Origin of the sequence: Alkalihalophilus sp. As8PL (assembly GCF_040939795.1) — a bacterium.
Lineage (GTDB): Bacteria > Bacillota > Bacilli > Bacillales > Bacillaceae_D > Alkalihalophilus > Alkalihalophilus lindianensis.
Genome location: NZ_CP162551.1, coordinates 1,521,113 through 1,540,875 on the forward strand (window position 1 = coordinate 1,521,113; position 19,763 = coordinate 1,540,875).

The 19,763-nt window shown below is 38.5% G+C and carries 16 protein-coding genes; 1 reads left to right on the forward strand and 15 read right to left on the reverse strand.

All coding sequences use genetic code 11. The annotated features are described in order from the left end of the window. Window positions 1-3: 3 nt before the first annotated feature. The 9 genes from AB3N04_RS09230 to AB3N04_RS09270 form a co-directional block, all read right to left on the reverse strand. Window positions 4-483 (reverse strand): DUF2243 domain-containing protein, encoded by a 480-nt coding sequence (locus AB3N04_RS09230; protein WP_368505757.1) that lies wholly within the window; start codon window positions 481-483, stop codon window positions 4-6. 283 nt (window positions 484-766) lie between these two features. Beyond that, the gene (locus AB3N04_RS09235; protein WP_368505758.1) at window positions 767-1,327 is read right to left on the reverse strand and encodes a general stress protein; all 561 of its coding nucleotides are present in this window, start codon (window positions 1,325-1,327) and stop codon (window positions 767-769) included. Window positions 1,328-1,690: 363 nt separating this feature from the next. Further along, on the reverse strand, window positions 1,691-3,364 hold the full coding sequence (locus AB3N04_RS09240; RefSeq protein ID WP_368505759.1) for a sulfatase-like hydrolase/transferase: 1,674 nt from the start codon (window positions 3,362-3,364) through the stop codon (window positions 1,691-1,693). A 152-nt stretch (window positions 3,365-3,516) separates the two neighbouring features. Further along, window positions 3,517-3,663, reverse strand: a complete 147-nt coding sequence (locus AB3N04_RS09245; RefSeq protein ID WP_368505760.1) for a hypothetical protein — start codon at window positions 3,661-3,663, stop codon at window positions 3,517-3,519. 175 nt (window positions 3,664-3,838) lie between these two features. Further along, entirely contained in the window at window positions 3,839-4,438 is a 600-nt protein-coding gene (locus tag AB3N04_RS09250) for a response regulator (RefSeq protein ID WP_368505761.1), read from the reverse strand. An 11-nt stretch (window positions 4,439-4,449) separates the two neighbouring features. Beyond that, the gene (locus AB3N04_RS09255; protein WP_368505762.1) at window positions 4,450-5,571 is read right to left on the reverse strand and encodes a sensor histidine kinase; all 1,122 of its coding nucleotides are present in this window, start codon (window positions 5,569-5,571) and stop codon (window positions 4,450-4,452) included. Between the two features lie 113 nt (window positions 5,572-5,684). Further along, window positions 5,685-6,746, reverse strand: coding sequence for a fatty acid desaturase (locus tag AB3N04_RS09260; protein WP_368505763.1), 1,062 nt, complete (start codon window positions 6,744-6,746; stop codon window positions 5,685-5,687). 168 nt (window positions 6,747-6,914) lie between these two features. Next, on the reverse strand, window positions 6,915-8,081 hold the full coding sequence (locus AB3N04_RS09265; protein WP_368505764.1) for a carbohydrate-binding protein: 1,167 nt from the start codon (window positions 8,079-8,081) through the stop codon (window positions 6,915-6,917). A gap of 190 nt (window positions 8,082-8,271) precedes the next feature. Beyond that, entirely contained in the window at window positions 8,272-8,994 is a 723-nt protein-coding gene (locus tag AB3N04_RS09270) for a VCBS repeat-containing protein (protein ID WP_368505765.1), read from the reverse strand. 289 nt (window positions 8,995-9,283) lie between these two features. Here AB3N04_RS09270 and AB3N04_RS09275 point away from each other — a divergent pair, with 289 nt between their 5' ends. Further along, the gene (locus AB3N04_RS09275; RefSeq protein ID WP_368505766.1) at window positions 9,284-10,957 is read left to right on the forward strand and encodes a glutamine--tRNA ligase/YqeY domain fusion protein; all 1,674 of its coding nucleotides are present in this window, start codon (window positions 9,284-9,286) and stop codon (window positions 10,955-10,957) included. 96 nt (window positions 10,958-11,053) lie between these two features. Here the strand turns inward: AB3N04_RS09275 and AB3N04_RS09280 are convergent, their stop codons facing one another. From AB3N04_RS09280 to AB3N04_RS09305, 6 genes are all read right to left on the reverse strand, one after another. Further along, window positions 11,054-14,233 (reverse strand): hypothetical protein, encoded by a 3,180-nt coding sequence (locus AB3N04_RS09280; protein ID WP_368505767.1) that lies wholly within the window; start codon window positions 14,231-14,233, stop codon window positions 11,054-11,056. A 115-nt stretch (window positions 14,234-14,348) separates the two neighbouring features. Then, window positions 14,349-15,359, reverse strand: coding sequence for a LacI family DNA-binding transcriptional regulator (locus AB3N04_RS09285; RefSeq protein WP_368505768.1), 1,011 nt, complete (start codon window positions 15,357-15,359; stop codon window positions 14,349-14,351). Window positions 15,360-15,406: 47 nt separating this feature from the next. After that, window positions 15,407-16,009, reverse strand: a complete 603-nt coding sequence (locus AB3N04_RS09290) for a YesL family protein (protein WP_368505769.1) — start codon at window positions 16,007-16,009, stop codon at window positions 15,407-15,409. A 178-nt stretch (window positions 16,010-16,187) separates the two neighbouring features. Beyond that, complete coding sequence (locus AB3N04_RS09295) at window positions 16,188-17,039, reverse strand: carbohydrate ABC transporter permease (RefSeq protein WP_368505770.1); 852 nt, start codon at window positions 17,037-17,039, stop codon at window positions 16,188-16,190. 11 nt (window positions 17,040-17,050) lie between these two features. Beyond that, on the reverse strand, window positions 17,051-17,968 hold the full coding sequence (locus tag AB3N04_RS09300; RefSeq protein ID WP_368505771.1) for a carbohydrate ABC transporter permease: 918 nt from the start codon (window positions 17,966-17,968) through the stop codon (window positions 17,051-17,053). 195 nt (window positions 17,969-18,163) lie between these two features. Further along, window positions 18,164-19,474, reverse strand: coding sequence for an ABC transporter substrate-binding protein (locus AB3N04_RS09305; protein WP_368505772.1), 1,311 nt, complete (start codon window positions 19,472-19,474; stop codon window positions 18,164-18,166). Between the last annotated feature and the right edge of the window lie 289 nt (window positions 19,475-19,763).

The window sequence follows — 19,763 nt, forward strand, 5'->3', positions numbered from 1 at the left end:
GAATTATTCCCCCTTTACTTGTCTTGATTGATTAGATCGCTTAACAAGAACAATACCAATAATGATCATGACAATTGCTCCGATATTCCATACCAAATCATACACAATGACATTTTCCACATAGCGAATCTGGTGAATACGCATCACCTTATGCTGAATGATCCCATCATACAGCTGAAACACTCCGGCACCAAGAAAGACCCCGCCCCACCACCGTTTAATATTCACTGCATGACGGCGTCTTAAATCAGCAAATAAGAAAAGGCCGCCAATTGTTGCAAACCAGCTAAAGGCATGAAATAACCCATCTGAGATCAACCCGATATCTGTAGTCGACAAATCGTAAAAATGATGCCAGTTCAAAAGTTGATGAAATACCATTTCATCAATGAAAGCAATTAAACCTAAACCAAATAAAATACCGGACCAGAAATTACGCCTGGAGTAAGCGTGCATGTTATTGATAGAGTTTGAATGTTCCATAGTAACCTCCTTTATGGTATTAATTTCATTTAATCTACTAACTCAAACCTCTCTATGTATTTATTTCCATTATTCTAAAAAGTAAACCGAGCTTTTTATCACCCTCTTTATACACCTAGGCGAGTCTCTGTATAGATCGCTGATTTGGTAAATATCGCTTTTTTTAAATTCTTTTTTAAGATTAATAGCTAACCACTTTTACTTCACCTCGCGAAAAAAGGGACCTATTCATAGGACCCTTTTTTGATAACGTATTCTATTACAATAAGATTTAGTAAACTAATTAAAAGGTATCTGTTCTACCTTGATAACTTGGGTACATATGAGAATTTCTTGTGTTGTTACTTGTATAAGTATTAAACACATTTTCTTCTTGTGTTTTATCAGCTTCAACTAGAATTACAATATGCCCTTCATTCAAATATTTATCATATTCTTTTGCCTGATCTTCTGTGAGACCTGCTCCAGTCATTGCTCCTACAAGACCACCACCACCAGCGCCAATTAAGCCACCTTCAATTGCTGCGGCAATCGGACCAGCTGCCACGATTGGACCAGCTCCAGGAATAGCAAGTAAACCAAGACCAGCAATACCACCTAATACAGCACCAGCTCCCGCACCAATTCCGAATCCTTTCCCTGCCTTTTCGCCTCGATTATTTTTTTTCTTAGAATCTCCTGAAACCTCAATATCTGTTTTTTCTTCAATTGCCTCTGAGATCCCGTCATCTTTAGCGAAAATAGAAATATCTTTCCGGTTGTAACCATTTCTTTCTAATTGCTCAATTACATTTACGGCATCAAATTGATCTTTAAATACACCGCCAATAATTTTCTTTTCCATGAAATATACCTCCTCGTTATTTTTTTTTATCTATTTCATCCAATACCCGACTCTAGAAATTGTTAACCATTTAGTTATTTTTAAAGAATTATTCTATCTATAATTTAGTGTGCCGTTGATAAGTCTTCCCAATAATTTGATCAAAAAGCAAATTTATAAAAAAAGCCGGGTAACATTCTTTTCAAGGAGCAGTGGATATGACTTAAAAGGTCTTTTATTTTCTAGTCATAAATAAAACACTCCTCACCATAAGGTGGGGAGTGTTTTTAACTACAATAACGGTCTCACTTTTTATCGGTATAACCTTTTGCCTTTCTAGAAAATTATCATCATATAATTTTAATTGAGCTAACCTAGATGCTACTAATTATCTATTGGAAGGAGTCGTTTTTGTTTAGATTGTTCGGCTAAGATCGCACTTAAAACCTTTTGTATGCGCCCAGTCAGTTCTGTAGCATGTTCAGGGTTGGCTAAATTTCTTTCTTCAAACGGATCTTGAGTAAGATTATATAATTCAAATTCATCAGGCACTTGCTTTCTTGTTTGATCATCATCGAACTGAGGATTGTCAAAATATCGGGCATACTTCCAGATTTCCTTCTCGCTTCTCTTTCCACTCGGAAGTTTAGCAATAACCGCTTCGATATGATTAGGCTGAAGAACCGACTGATAAGGCTCTCCTCTAGCGGTTGTTTGATTCAGGCCCTTAGTGACATCGTCATCCGTCATAAAGTAAAGAGGTTCATCTGCCTCTTGAAACGCCTCTGACCCTTTTATTAACGGGGTTAGATCCTTTCCAACCAAAGGCCTTACTTCTGTATGACTTTTTGCAAGCTTATCCTGCACCTTTTCTACCTTCACTCCTGATAACCCTAATAATGTAGGCAGAATATCAACATGACTCGTCAGCATATCCGTTTCCTCATCCTGCTCGAAAAGAAGCGGATTATGAATAATGAGCGGAACGTGGATAGATTCTTCGTACATGTTATACCACTTTTGATGCAATCCCCCATGTGCCCCTAGCAGTTCACCATGGTCAGAGGTAAAGATCACAATTGTATCTTCATAAAAACTAGATTGTTTAAGAGCTTTAAAAACCTTTTTCATCTCTTGATCTGCTTTCTTTTGTAGGCTGTAATACAGCTGTCTGTAAAAATTATTGTCGATAATCGGCTGAAGGGCTCTAGGGTAAGTGTAACGATAGCTCTCCTGTGCTCTCGGTTTAGTTGTTAATGACTCCTCTACCGTAGGAGCTGGCGGAATAAATGGCAGTGTTTGATCGACCTCAAAATGAAAAGTTGGCTGTACAGCCGTTAGTACACCGTACAAAGCGATATCATGAGGATTTACCAATGAACACATAATAAACCACGGCTTTTGTTCTTCTATTTTTTGACTCTTCTTATCTAAAGACTTTATCAGCTTCACCGTATCTTCTGCATAAACCTGATCACGCCCACTCATACCCTTAGCCGCAGAAGAAGCAGAGTTACGCGGGTCTGTTCCATGAGGTTCAGGTCCGATCCAGCTAGAAAATCCAAAAGCATCAAGGCGATTTGCTTGTTTATACATTTTTACCTTGTCTTTCACAGGGACTCCCGTATTTGTGTTATAGCTAGAATAGGCATCATGAGTACCTGGAATTAAAATATCTTCATCCGATGCATGCCACTTACCTTTCCAAAAAGTATCATATCCAGCTGCGCGAAAATAATGCCCCATGGTCGGTACAGTATTAGGATCGAGCCAAAAAACATCTGGGTTAAATGCTCCCTTAGCGACCCCAGTGGTTTGAGTGACTCCGTGCAGGGAAGGGTATTGTCCCGTATATAATGTGGTCCTACTCGGGGAACAGGCGGTACTACCAGCATAATGATTTTTAAATACCATCCCATTTTTACGTAACAGTTTTTGTGCTGTTAAGTTTTCTTCACACCATTTTTTTAATTCGTTCGTTTCATACACTGCGGGATACCGTTGCTGGTCCACCATTAAGATAAGAATGTTCGGCTTCTTTCTCTTCTTGTTTCTCATGTGATCGCCCCCTGCATGTTAACTCTTTTTATACGATGTAAACTTTATATACTATATGCTCTATTGGATAAAGGCAGTATCCATTTCTTATTTGAAATGGACATTTAAAGAATAAGAAAAAACCTTATCACATGATGTGATAAGGGCGCAGTTTATTTCGTTTGATGAGCTTTCCTGTAAGTCTCTCGAAGCTCTACTTTTAAGACCTTGCCAGATGGGTTTCTTGGCAACTCATCGACAAATTCAATCGTTCTTGGTTTCTTATAACTGGCTAACCTGCCATTACAAAATTCAATCACATCTTCACTTAAAATCGATACGTCATCCTTTGGTCATCTCCTACAGAAAATTACGGCTGGCTTATATTTAAATTTCTCAGCATTTTGCTTGAAAACCGATCCAAATGTAGGCACAAAAAAGTCAGTGCTTCCCTCGATAAGAAAGAGTGCATCTGACTTTTAACAAAGCATTCCGCTATTTAAACCAACCCTTCTCTTTAAACCTCGAAATTGCTTCGATTCTGTTACCTACATCAAGCTTATCCAGTATGACTGAAATATAATTGCGCACCGTACCATTTGTCAGATAAAGCTCACTTGCGATCTCGTTAGTGCTTTTCCCTTCAGCAATTAACTCCATGACCTGCTTTTCACGATTCGTAAGGGGATTTTTATCATCGTAAGCCAAATCGATTAATTCTGGGGCATAAATCCTCCTGCCGTCCATGATGATACGAATCGAGTTTGCTAGTTCTTCACTAGGACTATCTTTTAACAAATAGCCGCTCACCTCTGCATTTCTGGCCCGTTCAAAATAACCGGCGCGTGCAAAGGTGGTTAAGATAATGACTTTACATGGTTGATCGATCAATTCTTCTGCTACATCAAGTCCACTTTTCATTGGCATTTCAATATCCATGATACAAATATCAGGTTGGTGCTGCTTCACTAAGACTAAAGCTTCTTCACCGTTCCGTGCTTTCCCAACCACTTCCATATCTTCTTCCAAATCAAGTAAAGAACTGAGAGCCCCTAGCAACATTCGCTGATCTTCGGCAATTACTATTCGAATCAAGTCAATCCCCCCTATGTCCTTTGTTGAATGATATTTGGTACTCGAATATCAAGAGTAGTCCCATCTGATGCTGAGATGTCCACACTGCCATTTACAAACTCTAACCGTTCTCTAATTCCCCTCAGTCCATTTCCTTCCGTTGAACCCTCGTCCTCTGATATCCCAATGCCATTATCTTGTACAATAATTTGAAGTTCTTCATCTAGCTCTTGGATCACTAATTTACAAGAAGTAGCCTGACTATGCTTAATGACATTGGTCACTGCCTCTTTCAAACACATACTCACGACATTTTCGACTAACAAGGGGGTATTCGATAATTTGGCATTCCCTTCAAGGATGAATTCCATTTGGGCTGCTTTTAAAATTTGCTGCATATGAATGATTTCATCTTCTAGCTTTGCCCCACGCATATCAGACACCATTTCACGAACTTCTTTCAATGCTGTCCTCGCTGTTTGATTAATATCACTTAATTCAACTTTTGCATTCTCCGGGTTGATCTCAATTAATTTCTTAGCCAAATCACTTTTTAACCCAATAAGAGATAATTTTTGACCAAGTGTGTCATGTAAATCACGGGCAATCCGTTGCCGTTCTTCAATAACGATAAGTTGAGAGATTCGTTTGTTTGCATCTTCTAATTGTCCTTCCAACTTTTCACGTTTGTTTCGATTATACGAATTAATGGGCAACAAAATCACACCGATAATCGAAATAATAATAAAAGGAAATTGAGCAAAAAACAGTTCATTTTGAGTGAAAAAACTTAAGCTCGCTGCAATAATCGTTGTTAACAAGTGCGTGACATAAAGGGTGAAAAAACCCACTTTACTTTTAATATTCCCTATGAAAAAGGCGAGGAAAAGAGCAAAATAAACATACCCGTAAAATAAGCTCATACCAATACTTATCGCCATCTCAATTCCTACCCATAAATAGACGAGCCCACCTTTAGAAATAAACGATAGACGGTACGAAACAAAGAACAATAAGATCATAATAATACCAAAGATGATTTCTATAGCCGAAGATGACCTAAAGATGAAGTAGAATGGTAATAAACAAAAAATAATCCATACGTACACGCTTAGCCCCGTATTTTTAGGGAAGATATTATACCAACTTTGCATAATGACCTCCTTTCTTTATTTAGATGATACTTTTATCATACAATAAATTTCCTTTTTTTGTCCTTGAAGCAACGAAAAACCATTCAATGGTGATTGAACGGCTTTTCATTGAACTATTTATTATTAGTTTGAAGGTTCGTTTGCCTCTTTTTCAACTCTACATTTGATTTTGCCTTAGGAAGTAGGTGTGCTACTTGTTTAAAACTCACAAACGTTTTGCTTTTTTGGTCATATAGACGGAAACGAATCGATTGTAAACTTGATCCCACAGTAATCGTTGTCGCTTGTTGCAGTGGTGGTGTTGTTTCATGAACTTTTTCTAAGTTGTAATTCGGAACTCTAGGACTTAAATGATGTACATGATGGTAGCCAATATTCCCTGTCACCCATTGTAATACTTTTGGGAGTTTATAATACGAACTTCCATCTATAGCAGCTTTCACATAATCCCACTCTTCTTCATTTTCAAAGTAAGAGTCTTCAAATTGATGTTGCACATAAAATAACCAAATTCCAAGTGAACCTGATACGAATAAAATAGGTGTTTGAACAAGCAAGAACGCCTGCCATCCAATTAACCAGATGAGCACGGAATAAACAGCCACGACTGAAACGTTAATCAAATGTGTATTTAGTCTTTCTTTCTTTCTAGCATCTTTACGATTGAAGCGATTTGTAATCAAGAACAAGTAAAGTGGACCAAGTCCAAACATCACAATTGGATTGCGATATAGACGATATGCCAATCTTTCCTTAAATGAGGCTGATACATACTCATCTACCGTCATAATCCACACGTCACCCGTGCCACGTTTAGCTAAATTACTGCTTGTTGCATGGTGAATCGAATGCTCACGTTTCCACTTTTCGTAAGGGAACATCGTAATGACACCCGTAATGGTACCAACTATATTATTAAGCTTTTTACTTTTGAAAAATGACCCGTGACAACAATCATGAAAAATAATGAAGATGCGAACAACAAATCCTGCTGCTACAACGGCAAATGCAAAGGTTAACCAGATTGAAATGGATAAACTTTGATACGCTAAAAACCATAATAAGAAAAACGGTGGAACCGTATTCAATATTTGTTTTAAGCTTGATTTAATATCTGATTTTTCAAATGGCGCAATACTTTTTTTGAGTTGAGATAACTTTGAATTACTACTCATGACTTCCCCCTTGATAACAGCTTTTAATTTATTATGGGAACTATTTAATTAACTTAATCATAAAAGAAACAGATGCGGCAAAGAAGTCATGAACGTCAAGAAGCAGATATGACAGTTGTCATATCTGCTTGGTTATAAGCTATTAAAAAGAAGTGTATACGCTCCTCCTTATGCAAACCATTTATGCCACATACCATCATTTCTTCCCCTTGCAAAACAATCAATCCGGTTCAATCCCCATGACACAGCTCCTGGGGAAGAACGAATTCCTCCTTGTGGGGCTCCGAGGTTCTCCCAGTTACTCCACCTTGAGCCGTTCCACCATTTATGCCACATTCGATTGTTCCTAGCTCTTACAAAACAATCTAGTCGGTTAGGTGCCCAAGAAGAAACAGCCGGTGAGCCATCAAACCCTCCCTGTGGTGATCCGAGATCTTCCCACCCACTCCACCTTGAGCCATCCCACCATTTATGCCACATTCGATTGTTCCTGCCTCGAACAAAACAATCAATTCGATTTGGTCCCCAAGAGACAGCACCTGGGGAACCATTTAATCCTCCCCTTGGAGCACCGAGATTTTCCCAACTGCTCCACCTTGCCCCGTCCCACCATTTGTGCCAAAGGTTGTTATCGTTCCCTTGTACAAAGCAATCTAATCGATTTGCTTGCCATGAGGCCAAAGCAGGTTTCCCTGTAAATCCAGGCCGAGGAGCTCCAAGATCTTCCCATTCTCTCCACCTTGAACCGTCCCACCATTTATGCCACATCGTATCCCTTCCAGCTCTTGCAAAACAATCAATCCGATTTGGTCCCCATGAAACGGCCTCCGGTGAGCTTCTTAAACCACCCCTTGGCGAACCTAGGTCCTCCCAATTATTCCACCTTGCCCCGTCCCACCATTTATGCCACATATTATTGTTGTTTCCTCGAACGAAACAATCAAGTCGGTTAGCCTGCCATGATGCTACAGTAGGTGACCCCCTAAATCCACGTGGAGGGGAACCGAGATCCTCCCACTCTCTCCAACTTTGACGCCAATCAAGATTGTAGCTCTCATGTTGATCATAATAAGTCGGAGTATATGGTTGATGTGTGTATGGATTATTTTGCAACTCGTATCCTTGTTGAAGTGTGTATGGGTTGTATTGCAGTTGATACCCCCCTTGTTGAAATGGGTATGGGTTATATTGCACCTGATACCCTTGTTGAAATGGGTATGGATTATATTGCGGTTGATCATCGTTTTGGTAACCATAACCCTGCCATTGAGACGAATGGTAAGGACTGTTCCTATACCAATGTGTATTCCATTCTGGTTGAAACTCATTAACCATCTTACACATCCCCCCTCGTATTGTTTTACTTATTCAGATTATGACTATACGAGGATGTACCATGACAAAAACACTTCACTAATAAAATTTACGTAAATTCAGTGGCATCCTTCACTATGTGCAGAAATGCAAAAAAGACACCCTACATGGGCGTCATATTTTGCATATAGTGGTCGCTGTCTGTGGCCCTTTAATCATTTGCAGTACCCCAAATCGCAACATTTTGATTCTCCAGCCCGAAGTTTTGACCATTCCACCCTAAAGTGTTCAAGACATACCCAAGAGAGTCAGCATTGTATCTCCCTGCAATTTTTTGATAAGCAAGTAGCTCATACACACCATCTGAATTAAAATCGACTGGATATAGACCACTTAAAGGATTGACAAAACCGCTGATCGGACTGAACAGCAAACCGTTTTCATCATATATTTCATTTAAATAATCACTATCTCGAGTTGAGAGATCAATGATGTATTTTGTATTATTTATGAGGCTAATGACTTCGACTTTATAATAATCTTGGTACGTGACTTCATATTGATACTGCTCATTATACACATTAAAATCAAACAGCAGTTGAGCCTTGTTATCAAGGTAGGAATAAATGAAATGATACATAATCGCTCCGCTGCCGCCCGTATTAATACTTATAAAAATATCATCAACTCCGTTTCCGGTAAAATCGCCTAAAAACAAAGTAGGATCATAGCCCGTATTATCACTAAGTGCGACACTCGACATGAAGCCTGTACTCCCGTCTTGAACAACTAGAGTGATATTCTGTATAAAAGGACTATCAGGCGTTTGTATACCAGTTAAATACACCTGATCGATAACACCGTCTCCCGTTACATCTCCCTGTGCATAAGCTACAACTTGCACTTGACCATTCGTAACCCTAGAATAATACATATTATACGCCTCTCCTCCTGCTAGACTCCTATCCTTATCCTATGGGCTATATGAAATATTGCTACATGTTTAGGTTAATATGGTACGTTTATTTTTTATCGATTACATACTTCTAACCGATTCGGGTAAGAATAATGTTTTCTACATAAAAAAACCTCTAAAACCCCGGCAAATATAAAGCCTAGCATTTGTTCAAACACGGACATGTGATACAATATTCTCTATTACACAGTGTATGATGGAAAAACATTCTATACACAATTCATAATAAGAAAAGGCGTGAAAAAACATGGAACATACTTCTTCCAATTTTATACGAAATATCATAAAAGAAGACTTAGATTCCGGCAAACGAAACCATGTTATGACTCGTTTCCCACCAGAACCAAATGGTTACCTACATATCGGACATGCTAAATCGATCGTCATTAACTTTGATCTAGCAGATGAATTTGATGGAAAAACAAATTTGCGTTTTGATGACACGAACCCACTCAAAGAGGATTCAGAATATGTCCATGCCATTAAAGAAGATGTGAAATGGCTCGGCTATGACTGGGATGGCCTCTTTTTCGCTTCAGATTATTTCAAAGAGATGTATGAGAGAGCGGTCTTGCTTATTAACAAAGGAAAAGCATATGTCGATGATCTTTCAGCTGATGAAATCCGTGAATACCGAGGAACATTAACAGAGCCTGGGAAAGACAGCCCTTATCGCAATCGTTCAATTGAGGAGAATTTAGACTTATTTGAGCGCATGCGTAAAGGCGATTTTGGAAACGGGGAAAAAGTATTACGTGCAAAAATTGATATGAGCTCACCTAACATCAACCTAAGAGATCCTGTTATTTATCGTATTTCTCATACAACACACCACAACACTGGGGATGAGTGGTGCATTTATCCAATGTATGCCTTCGCTCACCCATTAGAAGATGCAATTGAAGGTGTAACTCATTCAATCTGTACAACAGAATTTGAAGATCAACGCCCTCTTTATGATTGGATCATTGAACAATGTGAAACCCAAAGTGTACCACAACAAATCGAGTTCGGCCGCCTAAACATTACAAATACGGTTATGAGTAAACGTAAATTAAAGCAGCTCGTTGATGAAGGATTTGTAGATGGCTGGGATGACCCGCGTATGCCAACGATTTCTGGTCTTAGAAGAAGAGGTTATACACCTGAGGCAATCCGTACATTTGTCCGTGAGACTGGTGTTTCAAAAGGATGGGGAGCAGTAGACTCTCAAATGCTTGATTACTTTGTACGAGAGGACTTAAAATTGAAAGCTCCTCGTACAATGGGCATCCTTCGCCCGTTAAAAGTAGTCATCACTAACTATCCAGAAGGACAAGTTGAAATGCTTGATGCGGAAATCAACCCTGAAAACCCAGATATGGGAACAAGACAAATCCCATTTTCAAGAGAAATCTATATTGAACAAGAAGATTTTATGGAGAACCCTCCAAAGAAATACTTCCGCCTCTTCCCTGGTAACGAAGTTCGTCTAAAGCATGCGTACTTCATTAAGTGTGAAGACGTCATCAAAGATGCAGACGGAAACGTGGTTGAAATCCATTGTACGTATGACCAAGAGACAAAGAGTGGATCAGGCTTCACTGGTCGTAAAGTAAAAGGAACATTGCATTGGGTTGAAGCAACTCAAGCCGTTCCAGCTGAATTCAATCTATTCGAGCCACTTTTACTGAGCGAAACGCAAGAAGAAGTAGAAGAAACAACAGAACCAGCAGAGGAAAAAACGTTCTTAGATCAAGTAAACCCTAACTCTCTGGAAGTATTAAAAGGCTTCGTTGAACCGAATATGAAAGACGTAAGTCCACAAGAGAAGTTCCAATTCTTCAGACACGGCTACTTCAATGTCGATCCAAAAGAGACAACGAAGGGTCACCCTGTGTTTAACTTAATCGTTTCATTGAAGAGTTCATTTAAGCTTTAATCGCCCTTAGTTAAAAGGGAAAAAGACCTGCAATTTCGATTGCAGGTCTTTTCGTATGTGGAGTTTATTTTAATTTAATTAATAGTAAAGTTTGTCCTAGCTCAAACGAACAACTATTTTGCTAACGTCACCATTACGAACGGCAACTGCTAGGTCCCCCACTACTTCAGTAGGTTCAACGTGCTTAGTTGTACCATCGTCAAACGTAATTTCAATACTTGTTGGAGAGACGCCATCCACTCCATACGTATTGACCCTTTCTTTATTCACATAGACCACCTCTGTCACTCCAAGGAAGGTAAAGGAGACTTCCCCATTATCATCGAACATCCATCCTGGAAGCGTCGGTGACAATTGACAGGAAAGTTGACCTTCTTTGAGAAGGAACGGCTTCTCACCTGCCATCATTACAAACCACATATTCATGAATTCAATGGTTGAACCACTTAGTCGCGAAACAAAACCTTGGCCATGTAAATCGGCATTCGGATTTGCACTGCTTGCAATAAACGAAGAGTTTTCAAGAATGCTTCTGCCATAGACTTCTGGATCTAAGAAAGGGATTAACGCTTTTTTCATATCCTCAAAAAACTCGTCAGTTAAACCTGCTTTTAATGTAGCTAACAGATACTTATACTCCATATGCAAGAAGATCGATTCGTTTTCCAACCACCCTGGAGTAAAGGACTTTGCCCGCCCGAGCTCTAATGGTTCCTCAGCAATACTCATCGATGTTTTATACATGCTGAGCTTCTGATCATAAATATCCGATTTCTTTACCGTATCATAAAGCTCCTTAGCAAGCTCTGACTGTTCCGTCACCTTCAGTTGCTTTACAACACCTTCTAAAAATGGTGTAACTGCTCTAGGCAACCACTCAATATCAGACCGGTCGACCGATACATCAGTTATATCTGCCTTCGGTTCAAAATAAAAGTATGTTGGAATTAATGGATCAGCATCAGACTGAACTCTCTCAATTCCTTTTTCCACTCGTTTTTTTAATACCAATAAGGATTGCTTCATTTCTTCGAGTGTATAGGAAACCTCTTCTCCGCTGATGCCAGCGTAGATCGTTTCACGATAATGTTCTCTATGTGACGTCACCTTATTCCAATAGCGAGACTCGCTTTCATCAGAACCTGGTCCACCATCGAGTGTCGTTAACTCTTCTACTATACGACCAAGAAACTCACTTACTTCTACTGGTAACGCAACTTCATCACCACTTTCGACACGTAGAAGCATGTCAATTAATCGCTTAAGCTCGAATAACTCTGAAGTACTTGCTCCAAACATACCTGGCAAGCCATTTAGAGAATCATTCCATCCTGGTTTGTCTCCTTCCATTTCAATTCCCAAACCATAGGGAGCTATCGTTGCTGTTTTAACTAACGCGAGAACAACGAGTTTTGAATAGAGACTAGTATAATAAATATCGCCTTCGCCAAAGTTATTCTTTATCCATAGTACGCCATTATTTGCAGCTGCCTTTTCAACTTTTTCTTTCATTTTTTCCACAGCATGGTACTGACGTAGCTTTCCATTACTAACTACATACTTTTCCTGACGATTCTTTACTCTTACAGGACTTTCAAAATACTTGTACGATTTATTGAAATAGAATGGCTTTTCTTTATCAGGATAAATAGCCAAATAGCTATCCACTAAATCCAAATTATAAGTCCAGTGATCCATCCAATAACCTTCGCCAAACTCTGCTTGCTCAAGTTCATCAGAGGCTACCAAAGCACTCGATAAGAGCTTTTCAAAAGAAGAAGTTAATGGAATGTTTTCATCTTCTATAAAATGCTTTAACTCCCCAGGTGTATAACTCTTCTTGAAAAACTCATCTAGCTTTTCCTCTCCGTTATCAACAAACTCCGAGACTGGAAAGTGACCCTTTATCATAAATCGAACACCTTTAACAGCCAATGGATTATAGCCATCTAGTTGAATAAGATTCATAAATAAGTTGACGTTGTAATCTTCCACCTTAGGCTCAAAAAATACATCACAACGGCGATTCTGATTAATGTCACGATAGTTTCCATTTCCTTGAGAATAATAAGTAGGACTGATAGAGAAAAAGTTATAATCCCTTTCCAAGTCGCCATGCTTCCTTGAAAACAAGTAATAGACTTTATTCTGAGCTTCCTTTTCAAAGATGATTGGAAAACCACCTCTTAAGCCATTATCTAAAAAGCTCTGTTGTGCGTAGGCATCAAATAACGGTTGCCCAGTGCGGGTCTTAATCTTACTCGTAATTGAATCAGTGATATCCTTTGCCCGTTCCTGCATCTCTTCTAGTTTTGAAATAGTGAAAGTATCTTTCACATAGGATTGGACTGTATCTAAATTCTTTGCATATCCAATGACCGTGTGGAATTCCACTTGTTCATTTGAGCCAAGCTCCACTTTTTCAGCAGAAAAACCACAGGATACTTTATTTGTTGTTTGATTGGGCTGCTCTAATAATGTACTTATCGGTTGATTTAAAAATTGATGCGGAACCTGTAAGGACGTATCAGAACCAAAGATAACCTCTCGATCAATAATAGGTTTAAGCAGTTTCTCTTCACCTTGAGGACTACGAGAAAAGCTCATATAGAAATTCCCTTGATGAATTTCTTTTACTTCAGAGGAGTCTTCGATACTACCTCTTAATCTATAAAAAGGAATATTCTCGTCTACATTCACAACATCAAACCAGCTTTTGACCGTATTTCCTAACTCTTTATAAGCCATATTAGGCACTCCGCTTGGGAAGATTGCCGGTAAACCATCTAAAATCTCGATGTCTCTCGTTTTTTCAGAAAGGTTCGTTAAGGTAACCTGTCGGACAAGACCAGCAACTGCGGCTTCCGGTAATATAAAGTATTCTACCTTTAGCTTCAATTCAAGTGTTTTATGAATAAATTCAAGCTCTAGAACATTTTCTGAAATGGTCATCTTTTCTTCGATATTGTTCTTTTTATTATTCTGTGAAGAAAAAGGCTCTAAAAAGCTTTCTTCGCCATCCTCTACTACTTTTATAAACGTTCTAAATCCTTGAACTTGTACATTCTGATAAGACTTGTCAGCAGGCATGAACTCTAACATTGCATGGTCCTTGTCTTGAATACCAAAGCTTGCGATGCCTTGTCCTCTGTTTACATAGAATACCCACATAGGAATCCCATCTACCCCTGCAATACCTGGTAGGAAACTAGAGAAAGGGGCTTGCTCCTGGTAATTATCTATTTTAAATGTTTGATCCTTATTTAACTTGTACACTTTCTCACCTCATTATTAGGATAATTTTAGCTTGGGCATAACGTTTTCAAAACACACTAAAGCGCTTTCGTAAATAGTTAAAAAAATATAGTAAGAAGATGGGTAGACCAATATACTACTGAATTGGTCTACACGAACTTCTTTCAATGAGCGTAACAGGTATTTTCACAGACATAAACTGCTTTTGCTTAGCATTAATCTGGTCTAGTAAAAGACCTGCTGCTGTTTTGCCAATAAGGGATGTATCCTGTCTAATGGTTGTTAATCCAGGGGTCATATATCGTGCAATTTGAATATCATCAAAACCGATAATCGAAATGTCATCCGGTACATTCAGCCCTTTTTCTTGAATAGCAGCAATTGCACCTAGGGCCATTAAATCACCTGCTGCATAAACAGCAGAAGGCCTCTCCTCTAATTGTAAAAGCTGTTCCATCGCTTTTTTACCACCTTCGTAAGTAAAGTAACCGCCTTCTGCGATGTACTCCTCACGAATACTAAGGTTGTTTTTCTCCATAGCACTAATAAAACCTTTTAATCTATGAACACCAACATATAGCTGCCTATGTCCTGCAATATGTGCGATATTTCGATGGCCTAATGAGTACAAGTAATCTACCGCTAGTTCACTTCCATGGATATTATCACTAAAAACGACACTAGCACCTCTTATATCTAAGTCAATAACAACAGAAGGGAGATCAGAATCCATTAGCTTTTCAACATGAGGTGAATCCATCGTAGAACAAACAACCACAACCCCATCAACACCACGATATAAAAAGTGATCTAAATATGATTTAGGTTCATTGCCAATTTTATTAGAAGCAAATAAAAGATCGTACCCTTCTTTTTCAGCAGATTTCTTAAAGCTTTCAATCACCGCATTAAAGAAAGGATGCTCAATACCAATACCAGAATCCTCAACGAAAACCACACCAATGGTCCAAGATTTTTTGGTAGATAATGTTCTCGCACTAGAGCTTGGAAAATAGCCTAGTTCTTCAACTGCTTCATTAATGATTTTCTTTGTTTTTTCTCCTACATCGGAGTAGTTATTTAACACCTTCGAAACAGTGCTTATAGAAAAGCCCGTTTTCTTGGCAATATCATATATAGTAGTCACTTTTCATTTCCCCCCCTTTTGCTTTAAATTTCAGTTCCTAGATTTGCTTAAACCGCCTTATATTTTTTAAAGAGAGAATAATTTATGCTCATTAAAACATAAGCAAATACACTTATACCAATACCGATAAATATCTTAGGATAGTTTATCGAGATTAGGAAATAAGCGAACAGCCAAATCAGTTGGATCAGTGAAATGAAAGGATGTGCGAACACTAAGCCTGCAGCCACTTTAATATAATGTAGTGTTTTATATTCAAAATGTGCCATGACTGAAAATACATTTAAAAAAGTCATGAGAATGATCGCTCCAACACTAAAAATAACGATATAGATGTATAGCTGGATTGATTCGTAATAGAAGAATCCTACAAAAGAAAAGTTCACATAAATAATATAAAACAATACAAGAAAGATTGCACCAACTAGATTGGAACGAATAAATTCACCTTTGAAATATTTTAGATAACTAGAGAATAAAGGAACACCTTTTTCACCTTTTATCCAGTCTCTAATCACTTGAAACAGTCCTACGGTCGCTGGCATAAATCCAAAAATACCAAGCCCCAGAACAAAGAATACCAACCAAAGAACATTTAATGCTATAAACTTATAGATGAGCTCAGCGATTTGAAATATAATTCTACCCAACGTTATCCTCCGATGTTATTGTGGTTGACTCACTAGATCTGCTTTAGGTAACTATGAGTCAACCCCATTGTATGATGTGTAAAACCTTAAAGCCGCACTTTCGCACCGCCCTGGATTCCGTCCGTATTCTTATTATTCTTCAATCTGAAGCTTTCACTAAGTTGATTTGATAAATTTTTTAGCTCTTCACAGCACCTTCAGACAAGCTTTGAATAAATAAACGGTTAAATAGCAGGAACACTACAAGTAATGGTACTGTAGCCCAGAATGTTCCAGACATAATCATACCATAATCCATTTGACGAGCGTCATTTAATGCACGCAATGCAACTTGTAACGTATGCATAGACGGATCGCGCAACACAACTAATGGCCATAAGAAATCATTCCATACGTGCATGAAGACGATGATTCCTAACGTTGCAAATGCAGGTAACGTCATCGGCACGACAATATTCCAATAAATGCGGAAGTTTGAGCAACCATCAATTCTTGCTGCCTCAATAATTTCAAACGGCACCCCGTCTTTAATATACTGCCTCATCCAAAAAATACCGAATGCATTGATCAAACCTGGAATAATAAGGGCTTTGAAATCATTCAACCAGCCTAATGTTGTTATAATATAATACTGTGGTATTAAACCCAACTGTGGTGGAACCATCATTGTAACTAGTATCATAACGAATAGAACATTTTTCCCTTTAAACTCTAGCTTTGCAAACGTATAACCTGCTAATGAACAAAGGAAAAGTGTCCCGATTGTAATCGTTGTAGAAACGTATAGCGAGTTCCACATCGCTCCGAAGAAATCAATATTACTTGTTACCTTTTGAAAGTTTTCCACTAAGTGTCGACCCGGCGTAAAAGGTGGTGGAACCTGGTTAATTTCTCTATTTAAGCGAGTGGCCATGACGAACATATAATAAAATGGAAATAGGGAAACTAATGAACCGGAGATTAGAAATAAATAAACCCCCATTTTTTTGATTGAAAATTTCCCTTCTCCAACCTCTTTTTTCGCTGCCATTTTAGTCCCCCCTAACTAATCTTTTTTGAACGGCCGATTCGATTTGTAATGAATAAGTTAATTGCCGTTAATGTGATAATGATTAAAAACAGAACGATTGCTGCTGCAGAAGCTGTTCCAAAGGAGTTGTAGACGAACGCATCTCTCCATAAGTAAGCTACCATCGTAATACCCTCTTCACGTAAGTTTCTTCCTAAGAAAATAAGAGGCTCAGTGAACAATTGAAAGCTTCCGATTGTTGCTGTGAAAACAACGAACATCGTGATCGGCTTCAGCATTGGTAGAGTAATTAAACGTATTTGTTGGCTAAGTGTAGCCCCATCCATTTTTGCAGCCTCATAGAGCTCTTTTGGAATACTTTGCATACCAGCTAAGAAAATAATTGTGTTATACCCTACCCATCTCCAAAATACCATCGTGGCAATCGCAATTTTTACCGGCCAATACTCAGCGTCCCAACGGATTGGAGCTATATCAAACAAACTGAGAAAATAGTTAGCGAAGCCGAATGGTTGGTTGTTAAATACCACACCAAAAATGATAGCTACCGCTACGATTGAAGTGATATATGGTAAGAAGATAAAGGTTCTAAATGTATTACGAAAACGTATAAGTTGTGAATTTAATGCAAAGGCAATTAAAATCGCCACGATAATTTGTGGCAGCGTTCCCATAATTCCAATAATAAACGTATTCTTTATGGACGAGAAAAACACTGGGTCATTAAAAATGAACTCAAAGTTTTTGAAACCAACATAGGTCATTGGATTTAACCCATCCCAGCGAAAGAATGATAAATAGAAACTGAAGATCATTGGGAACAATCCAAAAATGGCAAATAAGATGAAGAAAGGAGAAATGAATAAGTAAGCTGATAAAGCAGTTCGCTTTTTCTCTGTAAGCCGTTTTGTCTTCTTAGTGGTCTCCAATTGTTTGTACCCCCTTACGAAAATGAATCTTTCCTTCAAAATACTTATTGGTTTTCGAGAATGGCTTATATAAACGTTTGTTTAATAGTCCTTATAAATGGTAGAAGCCATCCTCGAAACGGAAAAACCTTATCAGGAACCAACAAGTTTAAATTAATAGGGATGCCATATAAATTGACATCCCCATGAAATCAATTACTGTCTATCAATGATTCTTTCCATTCTTTCAATTGCAGCTTCCCACTCTTCTTCCGGGTCATTACCTGCTGCAACGTTATCAATAGCTTCTTTTACTTCACCATCAACTGGATAGTAGTTTCTACCTTTGTATACAGGAACAACTGCTTCTGCTGCTTCAGAGAACACTTGAGCCACTGCAACCCCACCAAAGTACTCGTCTTCGTATTCTAAGAACTCAGGCATTTCATAAACTGCTGGAGCAGATGGGAATAATCCATAATCTAAGAATGCTTTTAATTGTTGTTCTGGAGCAGTTAACCACTCGATGAATTTGTAAGCTTCTTCTGGGTGTTCGCTCTCAGCTGGAACAGTTAAGTATGAACCTCCCCAGTTACCAGCACCCTCAGGCATTGTTGTAAGAGACCATACTCCATCTTCTGGGCTATTATCTTTAATTACACCTTGCATCCATGCTGGAGCTAGCATTGTTGCGTAGTTACCTTCATCCATTCCAGAGAACCATTCCGGAGTCCAAAGTGGAATATTTCCAATTAATCCTTGGTCAAGTAAACTAGCTACATATTCATAAGCACCACTAATTTGATCGTGCTCTTCAACGATTAACTCGTCATCTGTATTAAAGTATTGCTCAGTCGCTTGGTCACGTCTTGCATTGTAGACAAGTTCTGCACCATCAACCATTTGCTTGCCAGTTTTTTCATTGATTTCTTTCGCTACATTTTCAAAGTCTTCCCAAGTAGCAACTAGGTCTGAAACGGCTTCTGGTGAAGAATCGAAACCGGCTTCTTCAAATACATCTGTACGATAGAACATTACAGTTGGTCCAATGTCAGTTGGTAATCCAAAAACGAAGTCACCATCAGCATTTTCACCGTTTTGCCATACCCAATCAAGATAGTTATCTGCAACTTCTTCTGCGCCATGGTCATAAAGATTCGTAAATGAACTCTCTGCATTACGATATCTTTCAATTTGAGCTTCCTCAATCATCGCAATGTCAGGAGCACCCGAACCAGCAGAGATGGAAGTAAATAAGTTATCATGTAAGTCATTCATGTCACTATTTTGTAGGTTAATGGTAACTTGTGGATTTTCTTCCACGTACTCTTCAATTAATTTATCATATCCAGTGTTACCAAATTCCCAAAATACTAATTCGATATCACCATCACCAATTGCTTCAGTAGATGTACCTTCTTCATCGCCTCCAGCGTTCTCCTCTGGAGCATCATCATTTCCTCCACATGCTGCAAGTACCGAAAGAGCTAATACCGTCGATGCTGCTAGCTTAAAAAATTTAGACATAACCTTTCCCCCTTAAAAAATTAGTTTTAGTTTTTATATGGCCTAACAACTAACCCGAAAGCAATTTACTACTCCCTCACCTCCTCAAAAGACTATACTCTCAGAACAATCTATCATTAGAATCAATTATCTCCTAAATTTCTCTAGTTGCACTAAGTCCTTCTTGCTGCTTTTTATATTGAACAGTAAGCGCTAGAAGGTGAGGTAGCAAATTGCCCTACTTTTAAATCACTAAAGCGCTTTAGTAGTTTTACAAGAGAAGCCTTTAAGATTAGCATCCATATTAATA

What these genes read in the sequence shown, in the direction of transcription:
- AB3N04_RS09230 (WP_368505757.1), bottom strand. Translation starts at nt 483, where the DNA reads ATGGAACATTCAAACTCTATCAATAACATGCACGCTTACTCCAGGCGT.
- AB3N04_RS09235 (WP_368505758.1), bottom strand. Translation starts at nt 1,327, where the DNA reads ATGGAAAAGAAAATTATTGGCGGTGTATTTAAAGATCAATTTGATGCC.
- AB3N04_RS09240 (WP_368505759.1), bottom strand. Translation starts at nt 3,364, where the DNA reads ATGAGAAACAAGAAGAGAAAGAAGCCGAACATTCTTATCTTAATGGTG.
- AB3N04_RS09255 (WP_368505762.1), bottom strand. Translation starts at nt 5,571, where the DNA reads ATGCAAAGTTGGTATAATATCTTCCCTAAAAATACGGGGCTAAGCGTG.
- AB3N04_RS09260 (WP_368505763.1), bottom strand. Translation starts at nt 6,746, where the DNA reads ATGAGTAGTAATTCAAAGTTATCTCAACTCAAAAAAAGTATTGCGCCA.
- AB3N04_RS09265 (WP_368505764.1), bottom strand. Translation starts at nt 8,081, where the DNA reads ATGGTTAATGAGTTTCAACCAGAATGGAATACACATTGGTATAGGAAC.
- AB3N04_RS09270 (WP_368505765.1), bottom strand. Translation starts at nt 8,994, where the DNA reads ATGTATTATTCTAGGGTTACGAATGGTCAAGTGCAAGTTGTAGCTTAT.
- AB3N04_RS09275 (WP_368505766.1), top strand. Translation starts at nt 9,284, where the DNA reads ATGGAACATACTTCTTCCAATTTTATACGAAATATCATAAAAGAAGAC.
- AB3N04_RS09295 (WP_368505770.1), bottom strand. Translation starts at nt 17,039, where the DNA reads ATGGCAGCGAAAAAAGAGGTTGGAGAAGGGAAATTTTCAATCAAAAAA.
- AB3N04_RS09305 (WP_368505772.1), bottom strand. Translation starts at nt 19,474, where the DNA reads ATGTCTAAATTTTTTAAGCTAGCAGCATCGACGGTATTAGCTCTTTCG.